Origin of the sequence: Spirillospora sp. NPDC048911, from assembly GCF_043198015.1 — a bacterium.
Lineage (GTDB): Bacteria > Actinomycetota > Actinomycetes > Streptosporangiales > Streptosporangiaceae > Spirillospora.
The window spans coordinates 158,872-175,991 of the sequence record NZ_JBICUD010000017.1 but is presented as its reverse complement, the minus strand read 5'-3'; the positions used below and the strand labels follow the sequence as shown (position 1 = coordinate 175,991).

Genomic DNA, 17,120 nt, shown 5'->3' with positions numbered 1-17,120 from the left:
CGGAAGTTAAGCCCCTCAGCGCCGATGGTACTGCACGGGAGACTGTGTGGGAGAGTAGGACACCGCCGGACACCTTTTGGTAGAAAGGCCCCGCCGTAAGGCGGGGCCTTTCTCATTTCACCTGCCAGGTGACACCGAAGGGTTCCAGGAAGCGCAGGAAATCGGTCGGGTCGAAGGCTTCCGCGGGTGTGCGGGCTCCGCTCGGAGCGCCGTCTTCAGCCAGGCGCCGAGCCCCCTCGACGGCGATCACGGCGGTGAGGCCGTAGGCGTCCGGACCCGTCACCCAGCCTCGCGCTTGACGGCCATCCCCATCGGTGGCCTGAGCCAGCATCAGCCAATTGCCTACGGCCCGCTGCTCCGCGTCCGGCACCTCGGGCAAACTCTCGGCCACGTCGGCGTTCAGAGACAGGAAGAGCTCCATCATTTCCTCACGCATCACGCTGCGCACCCGGCGTGCCTGGACGTGGCGGGGCGCCGTGGCCACCCCGGGCAGGGGGAAGCCGCACACTGCGACCTCGCCCTCCTCTCCGGGGACCGCGAGTGTCGTCCGGATGTCCGTCTTCACCGGACGCCAGTCGCCGTCGGCGAATTCGAGCGGGTTCTTGGCGCCGACCGCCGCCATGGACCTGGCCGTGCCACGGGAGGCGACGCCCGGGTGGCGGAGGTCCGCGATCAGCAGGTCAGCGGATACCGACCCCAGGCGTTCCGCGGTAAGGCGGGTGATCAGGTCACCGGGGCCGCCGTCGTCGGCCATGGCGGGAACGATGGTGACGCCGCTTTCGCCGCGGAAGGTGGTGAGGATGTGGTGGACGTAGCCCTGCTCGCCGGCGGTGTCGACGTAGTGGGCACCGGCGGCTATTGCTGCGCGGACGACGGGCTCGCCCCAGAGGGTGAACGGTCCGGCGCAATTCACGACCGCGTCGCAGTCCTTGAAGGCGTCGGCGAGGGCGGCTTCGTCGTCCAGCCCGGCGACCCGCACATCGTCCGCCTCGACCTCGGCGGCCACCTTGAGAAGACGGTCCTTGTCACGGCCCACCACCACGGGGGGCAGGCCACGTCGGTGGAGTTCATGGGCGGCGAGCCCGCCGGTGAATCCGCTTGCTCCATATACAGCGATCTTCATGAAGACCACGCTAGGAAAGAACAGAGAGACTTCCTATGCCTCAGAATCCAGCAGGCATATCCGTTCGTCTCATGGCGAGGCATAGACGTGTACGCTCGAATTCATGGACGTGCTCAGCGACGCGATCGGGGCGATGCGGCTCGGCCGTCCGCATTCCGCTCGTACGGCATTCGAGTCTCCTTGGGAACAGCACTTCGAGCCGCAGCAGGGTGCCGGGTTCCATGTGATCCTTCAAGGCTCCTGCCGGCTGATCCCCGCCGTGGGTGAGCCGATCCTCCTCGGGGTCGGCGATGTGGCGTTCCTGCCGCGCGAGCTGGGTCACGGCATCGCCGGGCCCGACGGTTCCGGCTTCACGCAGATGCTCTGCGGTGCCTACAGCCTCGACCAGTCCAGGGCCCATCCGCTCTTCGCCGAGCTCCCGGACGTCGTGCACCTCCCGGCGCGGGTCGGCCGGCATCCGTCGCTCCACGGCGCGATCGAGCTGCTCGGCCAGGAACTCGACCGTGACACTCCGCTCGGCGGGGACGCCGCGCTGCCCGCTCTGCTCGACCTGCTTCTGCTGTATCTCGTGCGGGCCTGGTACGACGACCGTCCCGGCGACACCGCGACGGGCTGGGCCGCGGCGCTCCGGGATCCGGCGGTCGCGGCGGCCCTGCGCGCGGTCCATGAGGAACCCGAACGGCCCTGGACCGTCCAGTCGCTGGCCGGGCACGCGGGCCTGTCCCGGGCCGCCTTCGCGCGGCGGTTCACCGACCTGGTCGGCTCGCCGCCGCTCGCCTATCTCACCTGGTGGCGCATGACGATGGCGGCGCGCCTGTTGCGCGATACGGAGCTGCCGCTCCGCGCCGTCGCCGCCCGTACCGGCTACACGTCGGAGTTCGCGTTCGCCAGGGCGTTCAAGCGGGAGTTCGGCGCCGCGCCGGGGCGGTACCGGCACGGCTCCGCGGACGGCTCCGGCCGCTCAGGGCTCGGTGGTGAGCAGGAAGCCGGGTCGTGACTCGGTCCAGCCCGGCACCTTCAGCTCGTTGAGGGCGGTGACGACGCGCCGCTCCTCGAACGTGAAGTGCGACTCCATGATGGCGGCGAGGCCGTCGAGCTCGGCGCGCACCTTGTCGGCCTCGCCCTCGCCGAGTTCCGCCGGATCGTCCAGGCCGCCGACGAGCTCCTCGATCTTGCGGAGGATCCCGGCGACGAGCTGATGGTCCTCTTCCAGCTGTGCGATCACGGGTCGCAGCTCGGGGAGCCGCTCGGCCAGGACTGGGAAGGCCCCGGTGTCCTCGCCGGTGTGGTGACGTTCCAGCGCGGAGCAGAACGTCAGGCAGTGCGCCCGCAGTTCGCGCGGGCGCCCGCCGGTGCCGTCGAGGAAGGCGTCGACGTTGTCCTGGAGAAGGGCGAGCTCCTCGCGGAGCCAGTGGTGGACTTCGATCAGCTGGGTGCCGAACGCCGCGAGGCGGCCGTCCGGATCGGCGTGGGTGGTCATCGTCGCCGATTATGCCCGATCGTGCCGGTTACGCCCGACTGCTCACCCTGCCTTCCGGACGAGGGCGATGAGCTCGGCCGCGGTGGCGAAGTCCCTGCTGACCATGTTCTTCGTCAGGGCGAACGCGACGCCGGCCGAGGGGTCCCCGAAGCCGTAGCTCCCGCCGGCGCCGCCCATCCCGAAGGCCGTGGGCGAGTCGAGCGACGGGTCTACCGGCAGCCCGAGGGAGTAGCCGAGCCCCCACCTGGCCGGGTTGCCGAAGACCGCGTCGGTGCCGCTGACCGGCGCCGTCGTCACCTCGCGCAGGCGGTCCGGCGAGATCAGGCGGACGCCGCCGACCTCGTCCATCATCGCCGCCAGCATGCGGGCGGTGGCGCGGGCCGAGGTCTTGCCGCCCGCAGGGATGTCCGCGGCCAGGATGTCGGTGCGGTTGCCCAGCGCGGCGGCCGGGAGGAGCTCCTTCGGCACGGCCCGGAAGATGGGCGAGTCGGCCGGTATCTCCGCCCAGTCCCCGCCCGCGGCGCCATCGCCGTCCGGCGTCGCGTCCTCCAGCGTGGCGAGCCTGCCATGCTCTGACTCGGGCATGCCGAAGTAGAGTTCGTCGTCCACGCCCAAGGGCGCGGCGACGTCGTCCCGCAGCACCCGCGAGATGGGGTTCCCGGTCGCCCGCCGCACGATCTCGCCCGCGATGTAGCCGAAGGTGTAGGCGTGGTAGCCCGCCTTCGTCCCCGGCTCCCACCACGGTTCGGCGTCGGCGACGGCCGCGCACATCTTGTCCCAGTCGCAGAGGTCTTCGGCGGACGTGTCCGGCGGGAGGCCGGGGACGCCCGCCGAGTGGTTGAGCACGTGCCGCAGTGTCACCTTGTCCTTGCCGTGGGCGCCGAACTCCGGCCACACCTCGACGACACGCATGCCGTAGTCGAGGACACCGCGGTCGGCGAGCACGTGGACGACGGCCGAGGTCGCGGCCTTGCCGATCGAGAAGTTGTAGAAGACGGTGCCCGGGGTCACGGGACGTCCGGTCGCCGCGTCCGCCACGCCCGCGACCGCCTCGACCACCGGCTCGCCGTGGCGGTACACGGAGACCTGGACGCCGCGTTCCGTGCCCGATTCCACGAGACGGTCGAGGGCCCGCTGTACCTTCTCCTGGATTTCGCTCATGTAAGTGAGACCGTAGTCCGGCGTCGAAATCATCGCCAGCTCCAGGCCGCCGGCCTGCCCCAATCGACGATTCAATCAGTGATTGACAGCCGGAAAGTCCGGTGCTTCACTGTGCGGGTGCCCCCTGAGGAGCAGGTCCGCCACCGCCTGCTGGACGCCGCCGAAGGCCTGTTGCGCGACCAGGGATACGAGAGCCTTTCGGTCCGGGCGGTCAACCGGGCCGCGGGGATGAACCCCGCCGCCGTCCACTACCACTTCGGTTCGAAGCACGCGCTGGTCACCGCGCTGCTCGAACGCCGCCTGCGGCCGGTCTGGGACGGCCGCCTCGCCGACCTGGACAAGCTCGCCGGGACGCGCACCCCGCCGGACGTCACCGGCCTCGCCGCGTTCCTGGTCGAGCCGATGGCGCGGCTCGCCGCCGACGAGGACGAACGCTGGGCACTCGCGCTCCTGGCCCGGCTCGTCCTGACGGACGCCGCGCTGCCCTGGCGGTCACCCTGGTCGGCGCCGGAACCCTGGATCGCGATGATCCGCCGGGCCCTGCCCGGCCTGCCCGCCGAGGTGGCCGCGGAACGCTGGCGCCTGGCCCGCGACCTGGTCCTCGTCACCTACGGCGCGCCGCTCGCCGAGCCAGGCGAACGTCCCGTGCCGCCTTCGCCGGACGTGGTCATCGCGTTCGTCGCGGCGGGACTCGCCGCGCCCCACCCCCGCGCGGAAGGAAACGGCGCATGACCACGGTCTTCGAACCGGCCCGCCTCGGGCCCCTCACCCTGCGCAACCGCATCGTCAAATCCGCGACGTTCGAGGGCCGGACGCCGCGCGGGGCGGTCACCGACGAGCTGATCGAGTTCCATCGCGCCATCGCGGCCGGTGGCGTCGCGATGACGACCGTCGCGTACTGCGCGGTGGCACCCGAGGGGCGCACCGAACGGCGGCAGATCCACGTGACCCGGGAGGCGGTGCCCGGCCTGGCCCGGCTCGCCGAGGCCGTCCACGCCGAGGGCGCCGCGGTGTCGGCGCAGCTCGGGCACGCCGGTCCGGTCGCCGACGCCCGTTCCAACGGGGCGCCCGCGCTGAGCGCGTCGCGGCGGCTGAGCCCGCTGACCGGGCGCTTCATCCAGGCGGCGAGCGCCGGCGACCTCGACCGCGTCACCGCCGCGCACGCCGAAGCCGCCGCGCTCGCCGCGGACGCCGGGTTCGACGCCGTCGAGCTGCACTTCGGGCACAACTACCTGATCAGCGCCTTTCTCAGCCCGCGTCTCAACCGGCGCCGCGACGGCTGGGGCGGGACGCTGGAGAACAGGGCGCGCTTCGGCCGCGAGGTGGCCGAGGCGGTGCGCGCCAGGGTGGGCACGCGCATCGCGGTCACCGCGAAGCTCAACATGGACGACGGGGTCCGCGGCGGTCTCCGGCCGGACGAGAGCCTGCGCTTCGCCCGGCTGCTGGAGGCGGACGGGCACCTGGACGCGATCGAGCTCACGGCCGGCAGTTCCCTGCTCAACCCGATGTACCTCTTCCACGGCAAGCCGCCCGTCAAGGAGTTCGCCGCCGCCTTTCCGCAACCGCTGCGTTCGGGGCTGCGCCTCTTCGGCCGCTTCTTCCTGCGCGAATACCCGTACACGCCGCTCTATCTGCTGCCGCTGGCACGCGAGTTCAGGACGGCCCTCCGCATGCCGCTGATCCTCCTCGGCGGAGTCACCGACCACGCCGGCATGACGCGCGCCATGGACGAGGGTTTCGAGTTCGTGGCCATGGGCCGCGCGCTGCTCATGGAGCCCGGCCTCGTCGAACGCATCCGGCGCGACACGTCGGCCACCTCGGCGTGCATCCACTGCAACCGCTGCATGCCGACCATCTACCGAGGAACCCGTTGCCCTCTCGTTAGTTGACCTCGACCAGAGTCGAGGTCTTACCGTCGTCCGTGACGGAGGCGACGAGGGAGACGGGCATGGCAGAGATCGTGCGGCCGGGGTTCGAACCGGTGGCCGGGCTGTTCGCGGAGATCGCGGCGACGCGGCCCCAGGTGAACGCGGCGCTCGCGGCGTACGTCGGCGGCGAGCCCGTCGTCGATCTGTGGACCGGGCCCGCCTACCGGGCCGACAGCATCCAGGGCGTCTACTCGGCGACCAAGGGCGCCGCCGGCATCGCGCTCGCGCTGCTGATCCAGCGCGGACTCGTCGACCCAGACGCGCCGGTGGCCGACTACTGGCCCGAGTTCGCCGCCGCGGGCAAGGACACGATCACGGTGCGCGGGCTGGCGTCCCACCAGGCCGGGCTGGTGAACGTGGACGGCGGGTACACGTTCGCCGAGTTCACCGGGCACACGCGGCTGGCCGAACGCCTCGCGGCACAGCGGCCGTTCTGGGAGCCGGGGACGGGCCACGGCTACCACGCGCTCACCATCGGGACGCTGCTCAGCGAGCTGTTCCTGCGCGTGACCGGGCACACGGTCGGCGAGTACTTCCGGCGGGAGATCGCCGAACCGTACGGGGTGGACTTCTTCATCGGGCTTCCGGAGGGCGAGGAGCCCCGTGTCGTGCCGAGCCTGCCCATCACCATCGGCGGAGACGGCCCGCTGCCGTTCGAGCTGCCGCCGTTCTTCCGCGAGGCGATGAACATCGAGGCCGACTTCGAGGACGGCCGTAACATGCTCGGCCTGCGCTCGTTCCGCGCCGCGGGCGTCGCGTCCATCGGCGGCTTCGGGAGCGCGCGCGGCCTGGCCAGGCTCTACGCCGTCGCCACCCAGGAGGTCGACGGCCGCCCGCCGCTGCTCACCGCGGAGACCCTCGCCGCGGTCGCCGAGGTGCAGGTCTCCGGCGACGACCTCGTGCTGCCGTTCCGGACCACGTACTCCATGCTCTTCGAGCCGGGAGCCCCGACCGCCGGGCGCGGATCGTTCGGCCACTCGGGAGCCAACGGCGCCCTGGCCTACGCCGACCCCGAGCTCGGTCTCGCGTTCGGCTACACGACCGACACGCCCGGCTCGGCCGGCGGCGCCGACCCGGTGACCGCCGACCTCTCGCACGCCCTCGCCGCAGCCATCCGCTGACAGGGGTCACCGCGGGTGGAGATCGGCCGCGATCCCGTAGTGGTCGGACAGGTACTCCCGGCGGCCGTCCGCCAGCCGTACCCGGTCCTGGAACACGATCTCGGCGCTGCCCGTGAGCCCGCGCACGAAGACATGGTCGATCGGGGGAAAGGGGGCGCTTCCCGGCTCCGGCCGGAACGTCGGCCGCGCGTCGCCCGCCATGAGATCCCGCACGCCCGACGCGGCCGCGAACTTCTTGAGCAGCGGCGACTCGCGGTGCACGTTGAAGTCGCCCACGGCCACGACGGGAAAGTCCGCGGGGATCCGGGCGATGAGGCTCGCGAGCCGGCGAAGCTCCCCTTCCAGCACCGGCCCGTAACGGCTTTCGGGCGACCAGTCGCCGTCCCGGTTGAAGGTCAGGTGCGTGTTGACGACGGCCAGATCCCCGTCGGGCGCGCGGACGCGTGCCACCTGCGCGCCCTTGCGCATCAGGAAATCCGGCCTGGGCGGCCCCGCCACCGGATACGGCGTCACCTTCGCGCGCGCGATCGGCCACCGCGACATCATCACCAGACCGCCCTTGAGCAGGACGGCCCCGCTCGCGGCGCGATGCGGAAACAGGCGGCGGACGAGCGGCAGGTTGTGGCGGTAGAGGAACTCCTGCAAGCAGACGATGTCGTAGTCGTCCCGTTCAAGCTGATCCGCCAGGCCACGCAAGCGCGACCGCGCCGACTGGCGGAAAAGCGTGTTGAACGTGAGCAGTTTCATCCAAGTACGGTATGCGAATGGGCGAAGTACTGAGCCGTCGCGCGCTCAATCGGGCCACCCTCGACAGGCAGATGTTGCTGCGGCGCGCACGGCTGGACGCGGGGCAGGCCGTCGAACACCTCGTCGGGCTTCAGACGCAGATTCCGCAGACTCACTACACCGCGCTGTGGTCACGGCTCGAGGACTTCGACCCCGACGACTTCTCGGACCGCTTCGAGCGGCGCGAGTTCGTCCGCCTCGCGCTGCTGCGCGGCACGATCCACACGGTCACCGCGCGCGACGCGCTCGCGCTGCAACCGCTGTTCAAGGTGCTGCTGGCGCGCGTCCTCAAATCGGCCTCCGGCAAAGCCCTCGCGAACGTGGATCTGGAGAGCGCGGCCGAGCGCGCCCGTGTCCTCGTCGAGAAGGAGCCCCTCACGTTCAGTGAGATCGGCAAAGCCCTTCTCGCGGACTGGCCGGACAGCCAGCCCCAGGCTCTCGGCATGCTCGCGCGCCATCTGCTCGCCATGGTGCAGGTGCCGCCGCGCGGATTGTGGCAGCGGGGCGGGCTGTCCAGGCACACCACGCTCCAGCACTGGCTCGGTGAGGAACCGGCCGCGGACGCCACCCCCGATGACATGGTGCTGCGCTACTTCGGCGCGTTCGGCCCGGCCTCCGTGCGTGACGTCCAGGCGTGGAGTGGGCTCACGCGGCTCAGCGAGGTCGTCGAACGCCATCGCGGCGAGCTCGTCGTCTTCCGCGACGAGAACGGTGTCGAGCTCTTCGATCTTCCGGACGCGCCGCGTCCCGACCAGGATGTTCCCGCCCCCGCCCGCTTCCTGCCGGAGCTGGACAACCTCTTCATCAGTCACAAGGACCGTTCCCGCATTGTCAGCGACCAGGCCGCCCAGGCGGTGTGGCTCCTCAACGTGAGCTACCCCGTCTTCCTCTCCGATGGCTTCATCCAGGGCTCGTGGAAACTCACCGTCGACGAGAAGCGGGCCCACGCCTCACTGGCCATCAGACCCTTCGGTGCCCTGCCCGCGGACCAGCGGGAGGCCCTCGAACGCGAGGGTGCCGAACTGCTCGGATTCCACGCCGCCGGGGCCGGCCACGAGATCCACTGGGGGAGGCACGGAGACTGAACCCGGGCCGAGCCGGCACGCCTTCCCGGAGCGCTTCAGTTACTGAGTGTAACGTGACATGTCCGGGACGTATCCGGGTAGAGAGGCCACATGGGGGCGATGGTGGTGCTTGGGACGATCATGGCGGACCGGCGGGCCGCGTCGGTCGAGTCCCTGCGCCGGTACGTGGAGGGCACGCTGGGCACCGCGGGCGTCGACGCTGAGGACGTCCGGCTCGTGGTGAGCGAGCTCGGCACCAATGCCGTCACCCACGGCTCGGGCGACCGGATGGGGCTCTTCGTCGCCGCGGACGACGAGTGCGTCCGGGTCGAGATCACCGACGGGGGCGGCGGCGATCCCCGGGAGCGCCACGCGGCGGCCGAGGACGAGGGCGGCCGCGGCCTGATGATCGTGACCGCCATCGCCGAGCACTGGGGCGTCCGGCGCGACGAGCACGGCACGACCGTGTGGGCCGAGGTGGCCCGCAAGCCCCGGTAGGGCGCGTCCCGGCGTGTTCCGGGCCGCCCCGGCCGCCGCTCGCCGGCTCGCCGCCGCTCGTCAGATCAGGGTGGCGAACGCCGCGGCGCTGATCATCCGGCCCACCGCCTTGCCGGCCCAGTCGTTCTCGGTGACGCGCTCGACCCGTTCGCGCAGTTCCCTGCCGCTGATGCCGAACAGCCGGCCGGTGAGGCCGCAGACGTGCGCGAGGGCCAGCAGCGCGGTGGTGCGGTCGTCGGCGCGGCCCGCGTCGAGCGCGGCGGTGAGCCGCGCGCGGATCTCCCGTTCGGGGCCGGCGTCCCGTTCGGGGTAGCGCCTGCTGGGGATGAGCCCGAGAATGCGGAACGCCTCGGCGTCCAGGGTGCCGGCCTCGGTGAGGCGCGCCAGCCGCCGCTTGACGAGGTCGTTGTCCGCCAGGCGGCCGATCCACCACTCGGGCTTGCGGGGCCTGGCCTCACCGGCGAGCCGGGCGAGCGCCGCGCCGAGATCGGGATCGTCGAGGGTGCTCGCGTCTTGGACGACGACCTGGTCGGCGTCCAGGCCGATCCGGCCGGTCAGCCACAGCTCCGCCAGGAACGCGCCGCCGAGCCCGACCCGTACCGTCGCCGAGTTGATGAGCAGGCGCCCGTCGTTCTCCCGCAGGGCCAGCAGGAGGAACTCGTCGGCGAGGGGCAGCGCGGACTCCATGGGGTCTCCTGTCCGAAAAGTCGGCCACAAGAGTGAGACGTACGCCGGAAGAGACCGGTTCGGGTCGTAGGCTGCACGGGTGACCGAGAAGCTATGGCAGATCGAACCGTCCGGACCGCTGCGCGGGGACGTCACCGTACGTGGCGCCAAGAACGCGGTGAGCAAGCATATGGTCGCGGCGATGCTCGGCGGCGCGCCGAGCACCATCCGCAACGCCCCCGACGTCGGCGAGGTGGGCATCACCGCGGCGATGCTGGAGCACGTCGGCATGACGGTCGAACGGTCGGGCGGCGAGATCACCGTCGTGCCGGGGCCCGTCACCGACCCGAGCGTGGCCAAGGCGTTCACCGGGCTCAACCGCATCCCGATCCTGATGCTCGGCCCTCTGCTGCACCTCACCGGCGAGGCGTTCGTGCCCCTGGTCGGCGGCGACCCGATCGGCCGCCGGCCGGTCGACTTCCACGTGGACGCGCTGCGCGCGTTCGGCGCCGAGGTGGAGATCGCCGAGGACGGCATCCACGCCCGCGCCAAGCGGCTCCGCGGCACCCGGATCAACCTGCCCTACCCCAGCGTCGGCGCGACCGAGACGGTCCTGCTGGCCGCCGTGCTGGCCGAGGGCAAGACGGTGATCCGCAACGCGGCGACCGAGCCGGAGATCATCGAGCTGGCGCTGTTCCTGCAGCGCATGGGCGCGGGAATCGCCTTCAGCCCGGACCGCCGGATCGTCGTCGAGGGCGTCGACCGGCTCGCCGGCGCGCAGACCCGGCTCGCCGGCGACCGCATCGAGGCGTTCTCCTACCTGGTCGCCGGGCTGGTCACCGGCGGCGAGGTCCGGGTGCACGGCTGCCCGCAGGACCGCCTCGTCACGCCGATCACCACGCTCGCGCGGATGGGCGCCCGGTTCGAGATCACCGACGACTGGATCATGGCGTCGGCGCCGAACCTGCTGAGCCCCGCCGCCGTGCAGACCGACACCCATCCCGGGTTCGCCACGGACTGGCAGACCCCGCTCATGGTGCTGTTCACCCAGGCCGACGGCATGTCGGTGCTGCACGAGACGGTGTACGAGAACCGGCTGGCCTACGTGCCCGCGCTGCAGAGCATGGGCGCCGAGATCGAGGTGTACGACACCTGCCTCGGCGGCCCCGCCTGCCGCTACCACGACACCGGCGCCAAGCACTCGGCGGTCGTGCGCGGCATCTCCAAGCTGCGCGGCGGCGACGTCACGATGCCCGACATCCGGGCGGGCTTCTCCGCGGTGCTGGCCGCCGCCGTCGCCAACGGTCCGTCCACCCTGCGCGGCGTGCACCACATCGAGCGCGGCTACCACCATCCGGTCGAGCAGTTCCGGGCGCTCGGCCTCAACCTCTCCAGCCGCGCCGCCTGACGGGAACCTCCGTGCGAGGCGGCTTCGGCCGCCTCGCCGCCCCCGAGCCCCTCCCCGCGGGGTGGGCTCCCACGCCTTGGCTCGTGAGGCGGGCGCCATGCCTCGGCCCGCGGGGTGGGCTCCACGCCTCAGCCTGCTAGGCGGGCGAACTCCCATGGGTCGTGCGCTGAGAAGACCGTGACCTTGTCCGAGTGGTCGCGCACTAGCTCGCGCAGGCGGGCCTGGGTGCCGAGCCGCAGGTCGTGGTGCACCTCCGAGCCCGTCTGCACGAGGTCCAGCAGCGGGTGCGGGTGCGGGTTCCGCTCCAGCTCGCGGTGGTAGTAGTACGCGTCACCGCAGTGCAGGAGCCAGCGGTCGCCCTCCTGTACCGCGACGCCGGTGTGGCCCGCGGTGTGCCCGCCGAGGGGGATCAGCCGGATCTCCGGCGGCAGCCCCTTCGGCTGGAGCGAGGTGAAGCCGAACCAGTCGTCGCCTCCCTGGCCCGGTGGGGTGGGGTAGGTGATCCAGTTCGGGCCGTGCGCCCAGTGGGCGGGCCGGTACCGCCGGCTGGGCGCCTCGGTCAGCGCCGCGTCCAGTTCGGCGGCGAGGACGTGGACGTGCGCGTCCGGGAAGTCCGGCAGGCCGCCGCAGTGATCCACGTCGAGGTGGGTCACGATGATGTGCCGCACGTCGGAGGCCGCGAAGCCCAGCCGCTCGATCTGGCGGACGGCGGTCTCCGCCTCGGTGAGGACCGGCTGCGCCATCTCGACCCACTCGGCGCCCAGCGTGCCGTCCGGATCCCGCACATCGCCGAGCCCGAGGCCCGTCTCGACGAGGACCAGCCCGTCGTCCGTCTCGGCCAGCAGACAGTGGTTCACGGCGTGCGCGGGCGGCGGCCCGCTGTAGGTGGGTTCGATCTCTCGCACGGATCCGCAGTTCAGGTGATGAATGTTCATGCGGGCTAGACTGCGACTTGAAGTGCGCTTCAAGTCAAGGGGAGATCATGTCGCTGGACATCGGCGAGGTCGCCGCACGCACCGGGCTGGCCCCGTCGGCCCTCCGCTACTACGAGCGGGAGGGCCTCATCGAGTCCAGCGGGCGCAACGGCCTGCGCCGCACCTATGACCTTGAGACACTGGAGCGGCTCGGCCTGATCACGTGCGCGCGCAGCGCCGGCTTCTCGATCGCCGAGATCGGCCGGTTCCTGGTCGCGACGCCCGAGGACGACCCGCTCCTGCGCGAGCGCATGGCCCAGAAGGCCGCCGATCTGGACGAGAAGATCGACCAGCTCGTCCGGATGCGCGAGAGCCTCCGCCATGTCGCCACCTGCACGCACGAGCCCCTGGTCGAATGCCCCGACTTCAGGCGCGCCGTCCGCAACGTCTACGCCCCGGAGGAGCCCGTCGAGCTGCCTGCGGCGCCATGACCAGATGGGACGCGGTCAGCCGTGGCCAGGGTCGGCGCTGCCCAGCCCGCCGCCACCTCGTGAGTGAAGAGCCACGCCGTGGCGCGTTCGTAGAAGAGCTTGACGAACACGGGCATGACCAGGTTGCGCACGCGCCGCCCCACCGGACCGGCGGTCTTGGCGTCCCGGTTGCCGCTCGCCGACTTGACCATCTTGGCGACCCGCTTGCGGCGCGCCGTGTCGTAGGCCTTCAGGGCGGAGGGGATGTCGGGCGCGTCCTCCAGTGACCGGGCGAGGACGACCGCGTCCTCGATGGCCATCGACGCCCCCTGACCCGCGCCCACCGGGTGACCGGAGTCGCCCACCAGCACGATCCGGTCGTCGTGCCAGACCGGGACCTCGGCGAGAACGTGCATGAGCGTCGGCCTCTGCATCGAGGTCACCGCCCTCAGCAGGGCCGACGGCACCTCCTCATGGCGGTACAGGTCCTTGAGGAATTCCAGGTCGATCGCGTCCAGGTCGGGCTCCTCGGCCGCCGATACCTGCGCGGCCCACCAGACGTCCCCGCCGGGGACGGGGATGTAGGCGAACGCCCCGTTGCGGCCGAAGACCATGTTGAACGTGCCGGAGCCCACGTCCACACCGCGTGCCACACCCGAGACCGTGTAGAGCCCGGCGTACGTCGGCTCGGGCGCTCCGGCGTCGAGGACGCGGCGCGTCGCCGACCAGATGCCGTCCGCGCCCACGAGCAGGTCCGCCTCCGCCGTCCGTCCGCTCTCGAATTCGGCCCGGACCTTCGTGCCCGCACGAGACGCGCCGACAAGCCGTTCACCGGTGATGATCCGGGCGCCGGACCCGATCGCCCTGGCACGCAGCGTCTCGACGAGATCTCCGCGCCTCAGGGTGATGCTCCGCAGCGGCTCACCGGACAGGCGTCCGCGCGGGGTGTCGCCGAGCAGCCGGCCCGAGTCGGCCCACAGCCGTTGCCGTTCCACGTCGAAACCGGCCGCCCGGACCGCCTCCAGGCAGCCGAGGGCGTCCAGCGCCTTGAGCCCGTTGGTCGCCAGGCTCAGGAACGAGCCGACCGATCCGGCGGGGTCGGTGTACGCCTCGTACACCGTGACCTCGGCCCCGGCGCGCCGCAGCGCGAGCGCGCTCGTCGCGCCCGCCACTCCGCCACCCGCCACGATGACCTGCATAGATGCCTCCTGAATCGCAATTCACTGAATCTCTATTCAGCGAATGTGGCCTCAGTATGATGTCGTCCGTGAGCGAACGTCAAGGGGGAGTGCGCAAGGCGAAGGCGGCCGAGACCCAGGCCGCCCTCAAGGACGCCGCCCGCCGCCTGTTCATGGAGCGCGGCTACCTCAACACCAAGATCACTGACATCACGGCCGCGGCCGGGCGCGCCACCGGGTCGTTCTACGACCACTTCAAGAGCAAGGAAGAGCTGCTCCAGGCCCTGATGGCCGACATGGAGGGGCAGGCGGACGCCGAGATCGCGGTGGCGGGGCATCCGCGCGACCACGATCTGACCGACCGGGGCCAGCTGCGCGACCACCTGGCGATCAGCTGGCACGTCCTGCGTGACAACCTGCCCGTCGTCGTGGCCCAGATGCAGTCGCTGATCGCAGAGAGCCCCGCGTCCGGGCTCGCGTGGCGGAGCCTGGCCGCGGAGACCGAGACGTTCCGCGACCACCTGGAGTATCTACGGGAACGAGGGGACCCTCTGCCGGGCGATCCCGCCCTGGTCGCGGCCGCGATGGGGGCGATGGTGTCGATGTTCGGCTACGCCGTCCTCACCGCGGGCGAGCACGGCCCGGACGCCACCGAGGACGAGATCGTCGACACGCTCACCGACCTGCTCCTGAACGGCCTGGCCGGTCCCGCGTCAGCCTGAGGGGTCCGCTGAGCCCGGTGCGAAACCGTCGATCACCGCGCGGATCGCCAGGTCCCAGCGGCGGTCCGCCGACGCCTGGGACGTGCCGAGCCAGCCGGCGGTCTCCTGCGCGGCCATGCCCTGGGCGAGCGCAAGGAGGACATGGGCGGCATCAGTGGGATCACCCGACATCCGGCCCGCCGCGACGCACCGCTCCACGCCCCCGACGAAGAACCCGCGGACCGCGGCGGCGGACCGGAGGTCCTCGGCGCCCGGGTCGAACTCGGCGAACGGGCGGGCGAACATCACCTCGGCCAGCACCGGATTTTCGAGGACGAACGCGCGGAAGACCTGGACGACCCGCACCAGGTCCGCGCGCGGGTCGTCGGTGGGCGCGTCCTCCTCCAGCCGGCGCCGCAGCCGCCGGAAGCCCTCGAAGAAGATCTCGCGCACGAGCCCGGCCTTGTCGCCGAAGAGCTCGTAGACGGCGGGGACCGAGGTGCCCGCGCCCTGCGCCACCTTGCGGGCCGTGAAGGCCGTCACGCCCTCCTCGGCGAGCATCGTCATCGCGGCCCGCAGGACCCGGTCCCGCAGCTCCGGCGTTCGCAGTTTGGCTCTCGGCACGCTGGGACCCTAGCGGTCGGCGTCGGCCCGCACGGCGAGGCCGCCGTCCCGCAGGGCGAGGGCGTCGGCCTCGATCGCCTGGCGAACGGCCGTCAGGGCGTGCTCGCGTGCCCGCAGCTTGCCGGCCGCGTGGGCTTCCATGTCGAGGCCGGTCAGCGCCACGGCCGCCGCGCGGGCGACCTCGGCCAGCTCCGCCGGTGCCACGACCCGGTCGAGGAATCCCGCCGCGACGGCGTCCTCGGGCTCGAACGCCTCGGCCAGCGTCACCGCGCGGTTGAAGGCGGCGGGCGTCAGCCGCTGGCGGAGGAGCTCCACCGCGGCGTGCGGCATCGTGATCCCGATCGCCACCTCGTTCGCGCTGATGCTGTACGGCCCGCGGGCGCCGACGCGAAGGTCGCCCGCGACGAGCAGGAACGAGCCCATGGCGATTGCGTGGCCCGTGCAGGCCACGACGACGGGGAACGGGAAGGCCAGGAGCCGGGCGGCGAGCTCGAACCCGCCCCGGACCATGTCCACCGCCTCGGGGTCGCCCGCCCGCAGCGTCGGCAGGTCGAAGCCCGCGGAGAAGAGCCCCTCGCGCCCGGTCAGCAGGACCACGGCCCGGTCGGCCTGGGCCCGGTCGAGTGCCGCGTCGAGCTCGGCGAGCATCCGCGGCGACATCACGTTCACTTTGCCGTCGTCCATGGTGATCGTGGCGACGGATTCCCGCTGCGTGTACCTGACGAGCATGGGCCCGAGCCTAATCGGAACGAGGTTACGGAATCAAGTTCCGATTGCCTGCCCACCGGTCCCTGCGGTCAGGAGCTCAGCGCCCGCCTGAACCGTTCGCCCAGGTCGGCCAGACGTTCGGCCGGTTCGTTGGCGAAGACGAGCCGGAGGTAGTGAGCACCGCTCGGTCCCCAGCCGTCCATCGGCGTGGCGGCGACCTTGCCGTGCTGGAAGAGGCGCCGGGACAGCTCGCCGGGGGAGAGGCCGAGCGGCCGCGTGTCCACCAGCAGCGACCAGCCGCCGTGCGGCCGGACGGCCGGCTGATCGGCGAGCTGGGCGAGGACGGTTTCGCACCGCTCGCGCCAGATCGCGGTCGCCGCCGCGACGTCGGCGTCCGCGCCGGGGGCCGCCAGCGCGGCGGCGACCGCGTCCTGCGCGATGCCGACCTGGCAGACGACGTTGGTCAGGCCGACCAGGCGGATGTCGGCGAGGATCGGCGCGGGCGCGGTGACCCAGCCGACCCGCCATCCGATCATGCGGAGCTCCTTGGAGGCGGCGCCGACGGTGATGGTGCGCTCGGCCAAGCCCGGCACGGCCGCGACGGGATGACCGGGCGGGCGGCCGTCGAAGCGGAGGCGCTCCATCGCCGCGTCATAGATCAGCCAGGCGTCATGACGTTCCAGGGCCGCCGCCAGAGCTTCCCAGTGCTCCTGTCCGAGGACCAGGCCGGTGGGCATCGCCGGGCCCATCATCAGCACCGCGCCGGTCTCCGGCCCGACCGCGTCCGCCAGCCGTCGCGGATCGACCGACCAGCCCTCCCCGGACGCGTCGCAGGGAACGAACCGGGTGACGCCGCCCGCGAGCCGGACCCGGTTGACCAGCCCGGCATAGATCGGATCGCAGAGGACGACCTCCTGCCCCGGCTCGATGGTGGCCAGCAGCACGTTGAAGACGCCGTTGAGCCCGCCCACGACGCTGACGCACTCCGTGACGGGATCGTAGGCGTGCCCCGCGATGCGGCCGACGTGCGCGGCGGCCGCCTCCAGGAGCGCGCGATGGCCCTGGAACGGCAGGTAGCTGTTCGCGTCGTCGTCGTCCACGGCGGCCCGGGTCACCTCCAGCGCCGCCGCCGGGGGCCGCAGGTCGGTGTCGAGGTTCTCGAGCCGCAGCAGCTCGGGGTCGTGCGCCGCGTCGGCCGCGTCCCCCACCTTGTCCACGCCGATGCCGGGAATGTCGCGGAGTCTGGAGACGGTCATGGGCCGATCATGCCCGGTCGTGCCCCCGGCCAAA

General features: G+C 71.9%; 19 protein-coding genes. 9 read left to right on the top strand and 10 right to left on the bottom strand.

Going from position 1 to position 17,120, the window contains the following annotated elements:
* Positions 1 to 112: 112 nt before the first annotated feature.
* Positions 113 to 1,123 (bottom strand): saccharopine dehydrogenase family protein, encoded by a 1,011-nt coding sequence (locus ACGFNU_RS48890; RefSeq protein WP_392603629.1) that lies wholly within the window; start codon positions 1,121 to 1,123, stop codon positions 113 to 115.
* Positions 1,124 to 1,226: 103 nt separating this feature from the next.
* Here ACGFNU_RS48890 and ACGFNU_RS48885 point away from each other — a divergent pair, with 103 nt between their 5' ends.
* Positions 1,227 to 2,120 carry an AraC family transcriptional regulator gene (locus ACGFNU_RS48885; RefSeq protein WP_392603628.1) on the top strand — a complete coding sequence of 298 codons (894 nt, stop codon included), beginning with the start codon at positions 1,227 to 1,229 and terminating at the stop codon, positions 2,118 to 2,120.
* On the opposite strand, the gene ACGFNU_RS48880 is transcribed toward ACGFNU_RS48885, so the two are convergent.
* Both ACGFNU_RS48880 and ACGFNU_RS48875 read right to left on the bottom strand, forming a co-directional pair.
* Positions 2,085 to 2,603 carry a hemerythrin domain-containing protein gene (locus ACGFNU_RS48880; RefSeq protein WP_392603627.1) on the bottom strand — a complete coding sequence of 173 codons (519 nt, stop codon included), beginning with the start codon at positions 2,601 to 2,603 and terminating at the stop codon, positions 2,085 to 2,087. The genes ACGFNU_RS48885 and ACGFNU_RS48880 overlap by 36 nt on opposite strands.
* A 42-nt stretch (positions 2,604 to 2,645) precedes the next feature.
* Complete coding sequence (locus ACGFNU_RS48875; protein ID WP_392603626.1) at positions 2,646 to 3,764, bottom strand: serine hydrolase domain-containing protein; 1,119 nt, start codon at positions 3,762 to 3,764, stop codon at positions 2,646 to 2,648.
* Between the two features lie 117 nt (positions 3,765 to 3,881).
* Here ACGFNU_RS48875 and ACGFNU_RS48870 point away from each other — a divergent pair, with 117 nt between their 5' ends.
* Genes ACGFNU_RS48870 through ACGFNU_RS48860 form a run of 3 tightly spaced genes read left to right on the top strand, consistent with a single transcriptional unit; the run spans position 3,882 to position 6,813 of the window.
* Positions 3,882 to 4,496: a TetR/AcrR family transcriptional regulator gene (locus tag ACGFNU_RS48870; RefSeq protein WP_392603625.1), complete on the top strand. Its 615-nt coding sequence runs from the start codon at positions 3,882 to 3,884 to the stop codon at positions 4,494 to 4,496.
* Positions 4,493 to 5,653 carry an NADH:flavin oxidoreductase gene (locus ACGFNU_RS48865; RefSeq protein WP_392603624.1) on the top strand — a complete coding sequence of 387 codons (1,161 nt, stop codon included), beginning with the start codon at positions 4,493 to 4,495 and terminating at the stop codon, positions 5,651 to 5,653. Before ACGFNU_RS48870 ends, ACGFNU_RS48865 begins: the two co-directional genes overlap by 4 nt.
* Positions 5,654 to 5,712: 59 nt before the next feature.
* Positions 5,713 to 6,813 carry a serine hydrolase domain-containing protein gene (locus ACGFNU_RS48860; protein WP_392603623.1) on the top strand — a complete coding sequence of 367 codons (1,101 nt, stop codon included), beginning with the start codon at positions 5,713 to 5,715 and terminating at the stop codon, positions 6,811 to 6,813.
* A 6-nt stretch (positions 6,814 to 6,819) separates the two neighbouring features.
* On the opposite strand, the gene ACGFNU_RS48855 is transcribed toward ACGFNU_RS48860, so the two are convergent.
* Positions 6,820 to 7,560 carry an endonuclease/exonuclease/phosphatase family protein gene (locus ACGFNU_RS48855; protein ID WP_392603622.1) on the bottom strand — a complete coding sequence of 247 codons (741 nt, stop codon included), beginning with the start codon at positions 7,558 to 7,560 and terminating at the stop codon, positions 6,820 to 6,822.
* 17 nt (positions 7,561 to 7,577) lie between these two features.
* Here ACGFNU_RS48855 and ACGFNU_RS48850 point away from each other — a divergent pair, with 17 nt between their 5' ends.
* Both ACGFNU_RS48850 and ACGFNU_RS48845 read left to right on the top strand, forming a co-directional pair.
* A complete protein-coding gene (locus tag ACGFNU_RS48850; protein ID WP_392603621.1) occupies positions 7,578 to 8,684 on the top strand; it encodes a winged helix DNA-binding domain-containing protein in 1,107 nt (368 codons plus the stop codon).
* A 90-nt stretch (positions 8,685 to 8,774) separates the two neighbouring features.
* Positions 8,775 to 9,161, top strand: coding sequence for an ATP-binding protein (locus ACGFNU_RS48845; RefSeq protein WP_392603620.1), 387 nt, complete (start codon positions 8,775 to 8,777; stop codon positions 9,159 to 9,161).
* A gap of 60 nt (positions 9,162 to 9,221) precedes the next feature.
* Here the strand turns inward: ACGFNU_RS48845 and ACGFNU_RS48840 are convergent, their stop codons facing one another.
* Positions 9,222 to 9,848 (bottom strand): GPP34 family phosphoprotein, encoded by a 627-nt coding sequence (locus ACGFNU_RS48840; RefSeq protein ID WP_392603619.1) that lies wholly within the window; start codon positions 9,846 to 9,848, stop codon positions 9,222 to 9,224.
* A 79-nt stretch (positions 9,849 to 9,927) separates the two neighbouring features.
* On the opposite strand from ACGFNU_RS48840, the gene murA reads away from it, so the two are divergent.
* Positions 9,928 to 11,235 carry a UDP-N-acetylglucosamine 1-carboxyvinyltransferase gene (gene murA, locus ACGFNU_RS48835; protein WP_392603618.1) on the top strand — a complete coding sequence of 436 codons (1,308 nt, stop codon included), beginning with the start codon at positions 9,928 to 9,930 and terminating at the stop codon, positions 11,233 to 11,235.
* A 128-nt stretch (positions 11,236 to 11,363) separates the two neighbouring features.
* Here the strand turns inward: murA and ACGFNU_RS48830 are convergent, their stop codons facing one another.
* A complete protein-coding gene (locus tag ACGFNU_RS48830; RefSeq protein WP_392603616.1) occupies positions 11,364 to 12,170 on the bottom strand; it encodes an MBL fold metallo-hydrolase in 807 nt (268 codons plus the stop codon).
* A 47-nt stretch (positions 12,171 to 12,217) separates the two neighbouring features.
* Here ACGFNU_RS48830 and ACGFNU_RS48825 point away from each other — a divergent pair, with 47 nt between their 5' ends.
* Complete coding sequence (locus ACGFNU_RS48825; protein WP_392603615.1) at positions 12,218 to 12,640, top strand: MerR family transcriptional regulator; 423 nt, start codon at positions 12,218 to 12,220, stop codon at positions 12,638 to 12,640.
* Here the strand turns inward: ACGFNU_RS48825 and ACGFNU_RS48820 are convergent.
* Positions 12,598 to 13,818 (bottom strand): FAD-dependent oxidoreductase, encoded by a 1,221-nt coding sequence (locus ACGFNU_RS48820; protein WP_392603613.1) that lies wholly within the window; start codon positions 13,816 to 13,818, stop codon positions 12,598 to 12,600. The two genes, ACGFNU_RS48825 and ACGFNU_RS48820, sit on opposite strands and share 43 nt — an antisense overlap.
* Positions 13,819 to 13,886: 68 nt before the next feature.
* On the opposite strand from ACGFNU_RS48820, the gene ACGFNU_RS48815 reads away from it, so the two are divergent.
* Positions 13,887 to 14,519: a TetR/AcrR family transcriptional regulator gene (locus ACGFNU_RS48815; protein WP_392603612.1), complete on the top strand. Its 633-nt coding sequence runs from the start codon at positions 13,887 to 13,889 to the stop codon at positions 14,517 to 14,519.
* Here the strand turns inward: ACGFNU_RS48815 and ACGFNU_RS48810 are convergent.
* The 3 genes from ACGFNU_RS48810 to ACGFNU_RS48800 all read right to left on the bottom strand — a co-directional run bounded on the left by ACGFNU_RS48810 (position 14,511) and on the right by ACGFNU_RS48800 (position 17,086).
* Positions 14,511 to 15,122 (bottom strand): TetR/AcrR family transcriptional regulator, encoded by a 612-nt coding sequence (locus ACGFNU_RS48810; RefSeq protein ID WP_392603611.1) that lies wholly within the window; start codon positions 15,120 to 15,122, stop codon positions 14,511 to 14,513. The two genes, ACGFNU_RS48815 and ACGFNU_RS48810, sit on opposite strands and share 9 nt — an antisense overlap.
* Positions 15,123 to 15,131: 9 nt before the next feature.
* Positions 15,132 to 15,851, bottom strand: coding sequence for a crotonase/enoyl-CoA hydratase family protein (locus ACGFNU_RS48805; RefSeq protein ID WP_392603609.1), 720 nt, complete (start codon positions 15,849 to 15,851; stop codon positions 15,132 to 15,134).
* Between the two features lie 68 nt (positions 15,852 to 15,919).
* Complete coding sequence (locus ACGFNU_RS48800; protein ID WP_392603607.1) at positions 15,920 to 17,086, bottom strand: pyridoxal phosphate-dependent aminotransferase; 1,167 nt, start codon at positions 17,084 to 17,086, stop codon at positions 15,920 to 15,922.
* Positions 17,087 to 17,120: the final 34 nt, after the last annotated feature.

Excerpts from the sequence above, each read along its gene's own strand:
- ACGFNU_RS48890 (WP_392603629.1), bottom strand. The coding sequence starts at position 1,123 with ATGAAGATCGCTGTATATGGAGCAAGCGGATTCACCGGCGGGCTCGCC.
- ACGFNU_RS48885 (WP_392603628.1), top strand. The coding sequence starts at position 1,227 with ATGGACGTGCTCAGCGACGCGATCGGGGCGATGCGGCTCGGCCGTCCG.
- ACGFNU_RS48880 (WP_392603627.1), bottom strand. The coding sequence starts at position 2,603 with ATGACCACCCACGCCGATCCGGACGGCCGCCTCGCGGCGTTCGGCACC.
- ACGFNU_RS48875 (WP_392603626.1), bottom strand. The coding sequence starts at position 3,764 with ATGAGCGAAATCCAGGAGAAGGTACAGCGGGCCCTCGACCGTCTCGTG.
- ACGFNU_RS48865 (WP_392603624.1), top strand. The coding sequence starts at position 4,493 with ATGACCACGGTCTTCGAACCGGCCCGCCTCGGGCCCCTCACCCTGCGC.
- ACGFNU_RS48860 (WP_392603623.1), top strand. The coding sequence starts at position 5,713 with ATGGCAGAGATCGTGCGGCCGGGGTTCGAACCGGTGGCCGGGCTGTTC.
- ACGFNU_RS48855 (WP_392603622.1), bottom strand. The coding sequence starts at position 7,560 with ATGAAACTGCTCACGTTCAACACGCTTTTCCGCCAGTCGGCGCGGTCG.
- ACGFNU_RS48850 (WP_392603621.1), top strand. The coding sequence starts at position 7,578 with ATGGGCGAAGTACTGAGCCGTCGCGCGCTCAATCGGGCCACCCTCGAC.
- ACGFNU_RS48845 (WP_392603620.1), top strand. The coding sequence starts at position 8,775 with ATGGGGGCGATGGTGGTGCTTGGGACGATCATGGCGGACCGGCGGGCC.
- ACGFNU_RS48840 (WP_392603619.1), bottom strand. The coding sequence starts at position 9,848 with ATGGAGTCCGCGCTGCCCCTCGCCGACGAGTTCCTCCTGCTGGCCCTG.
- ACGFNU_RS48830 (WP_392603616.1), bottom strand. The coding sequence starts at position 12,170 with ATGAACATTCATCACCTGAACTGCGGATCCGTGCGAGAGATCGAACCC.
- ACGFNU_RS48825 (WP_392603615.1), top strand. The coding sequence starts at position 12,218 with ATGTCGCTGGACATCGGCGAGGTCGCCGCACGCACCGGGCTGGCCCCG.
- ACGFNU_RS48820 (WP_392603613.1), bottom strand. The coding sequence starts at position 13,818 with ATGCAGGTCATCGTGGCGGGTGGCGGAGTGGCGGGCGCGACGAGCGCG.
- ACGFNU_RS48805 (WP_392603609.1), bottom strand. The coding sequence starts at position 15,851 with ATGCTCGTCAGGTACACGCAGCGGGAATCCGTCGCCACGATCACCATG.
- ACGFNU_RS48800 (WP_392603607.1), bottom strand. The coding sequence starts at position 17,086 with ATGACCGTCTCCAGACTCCGCGACATTCCCGGCATCGGCGTGGACAAG.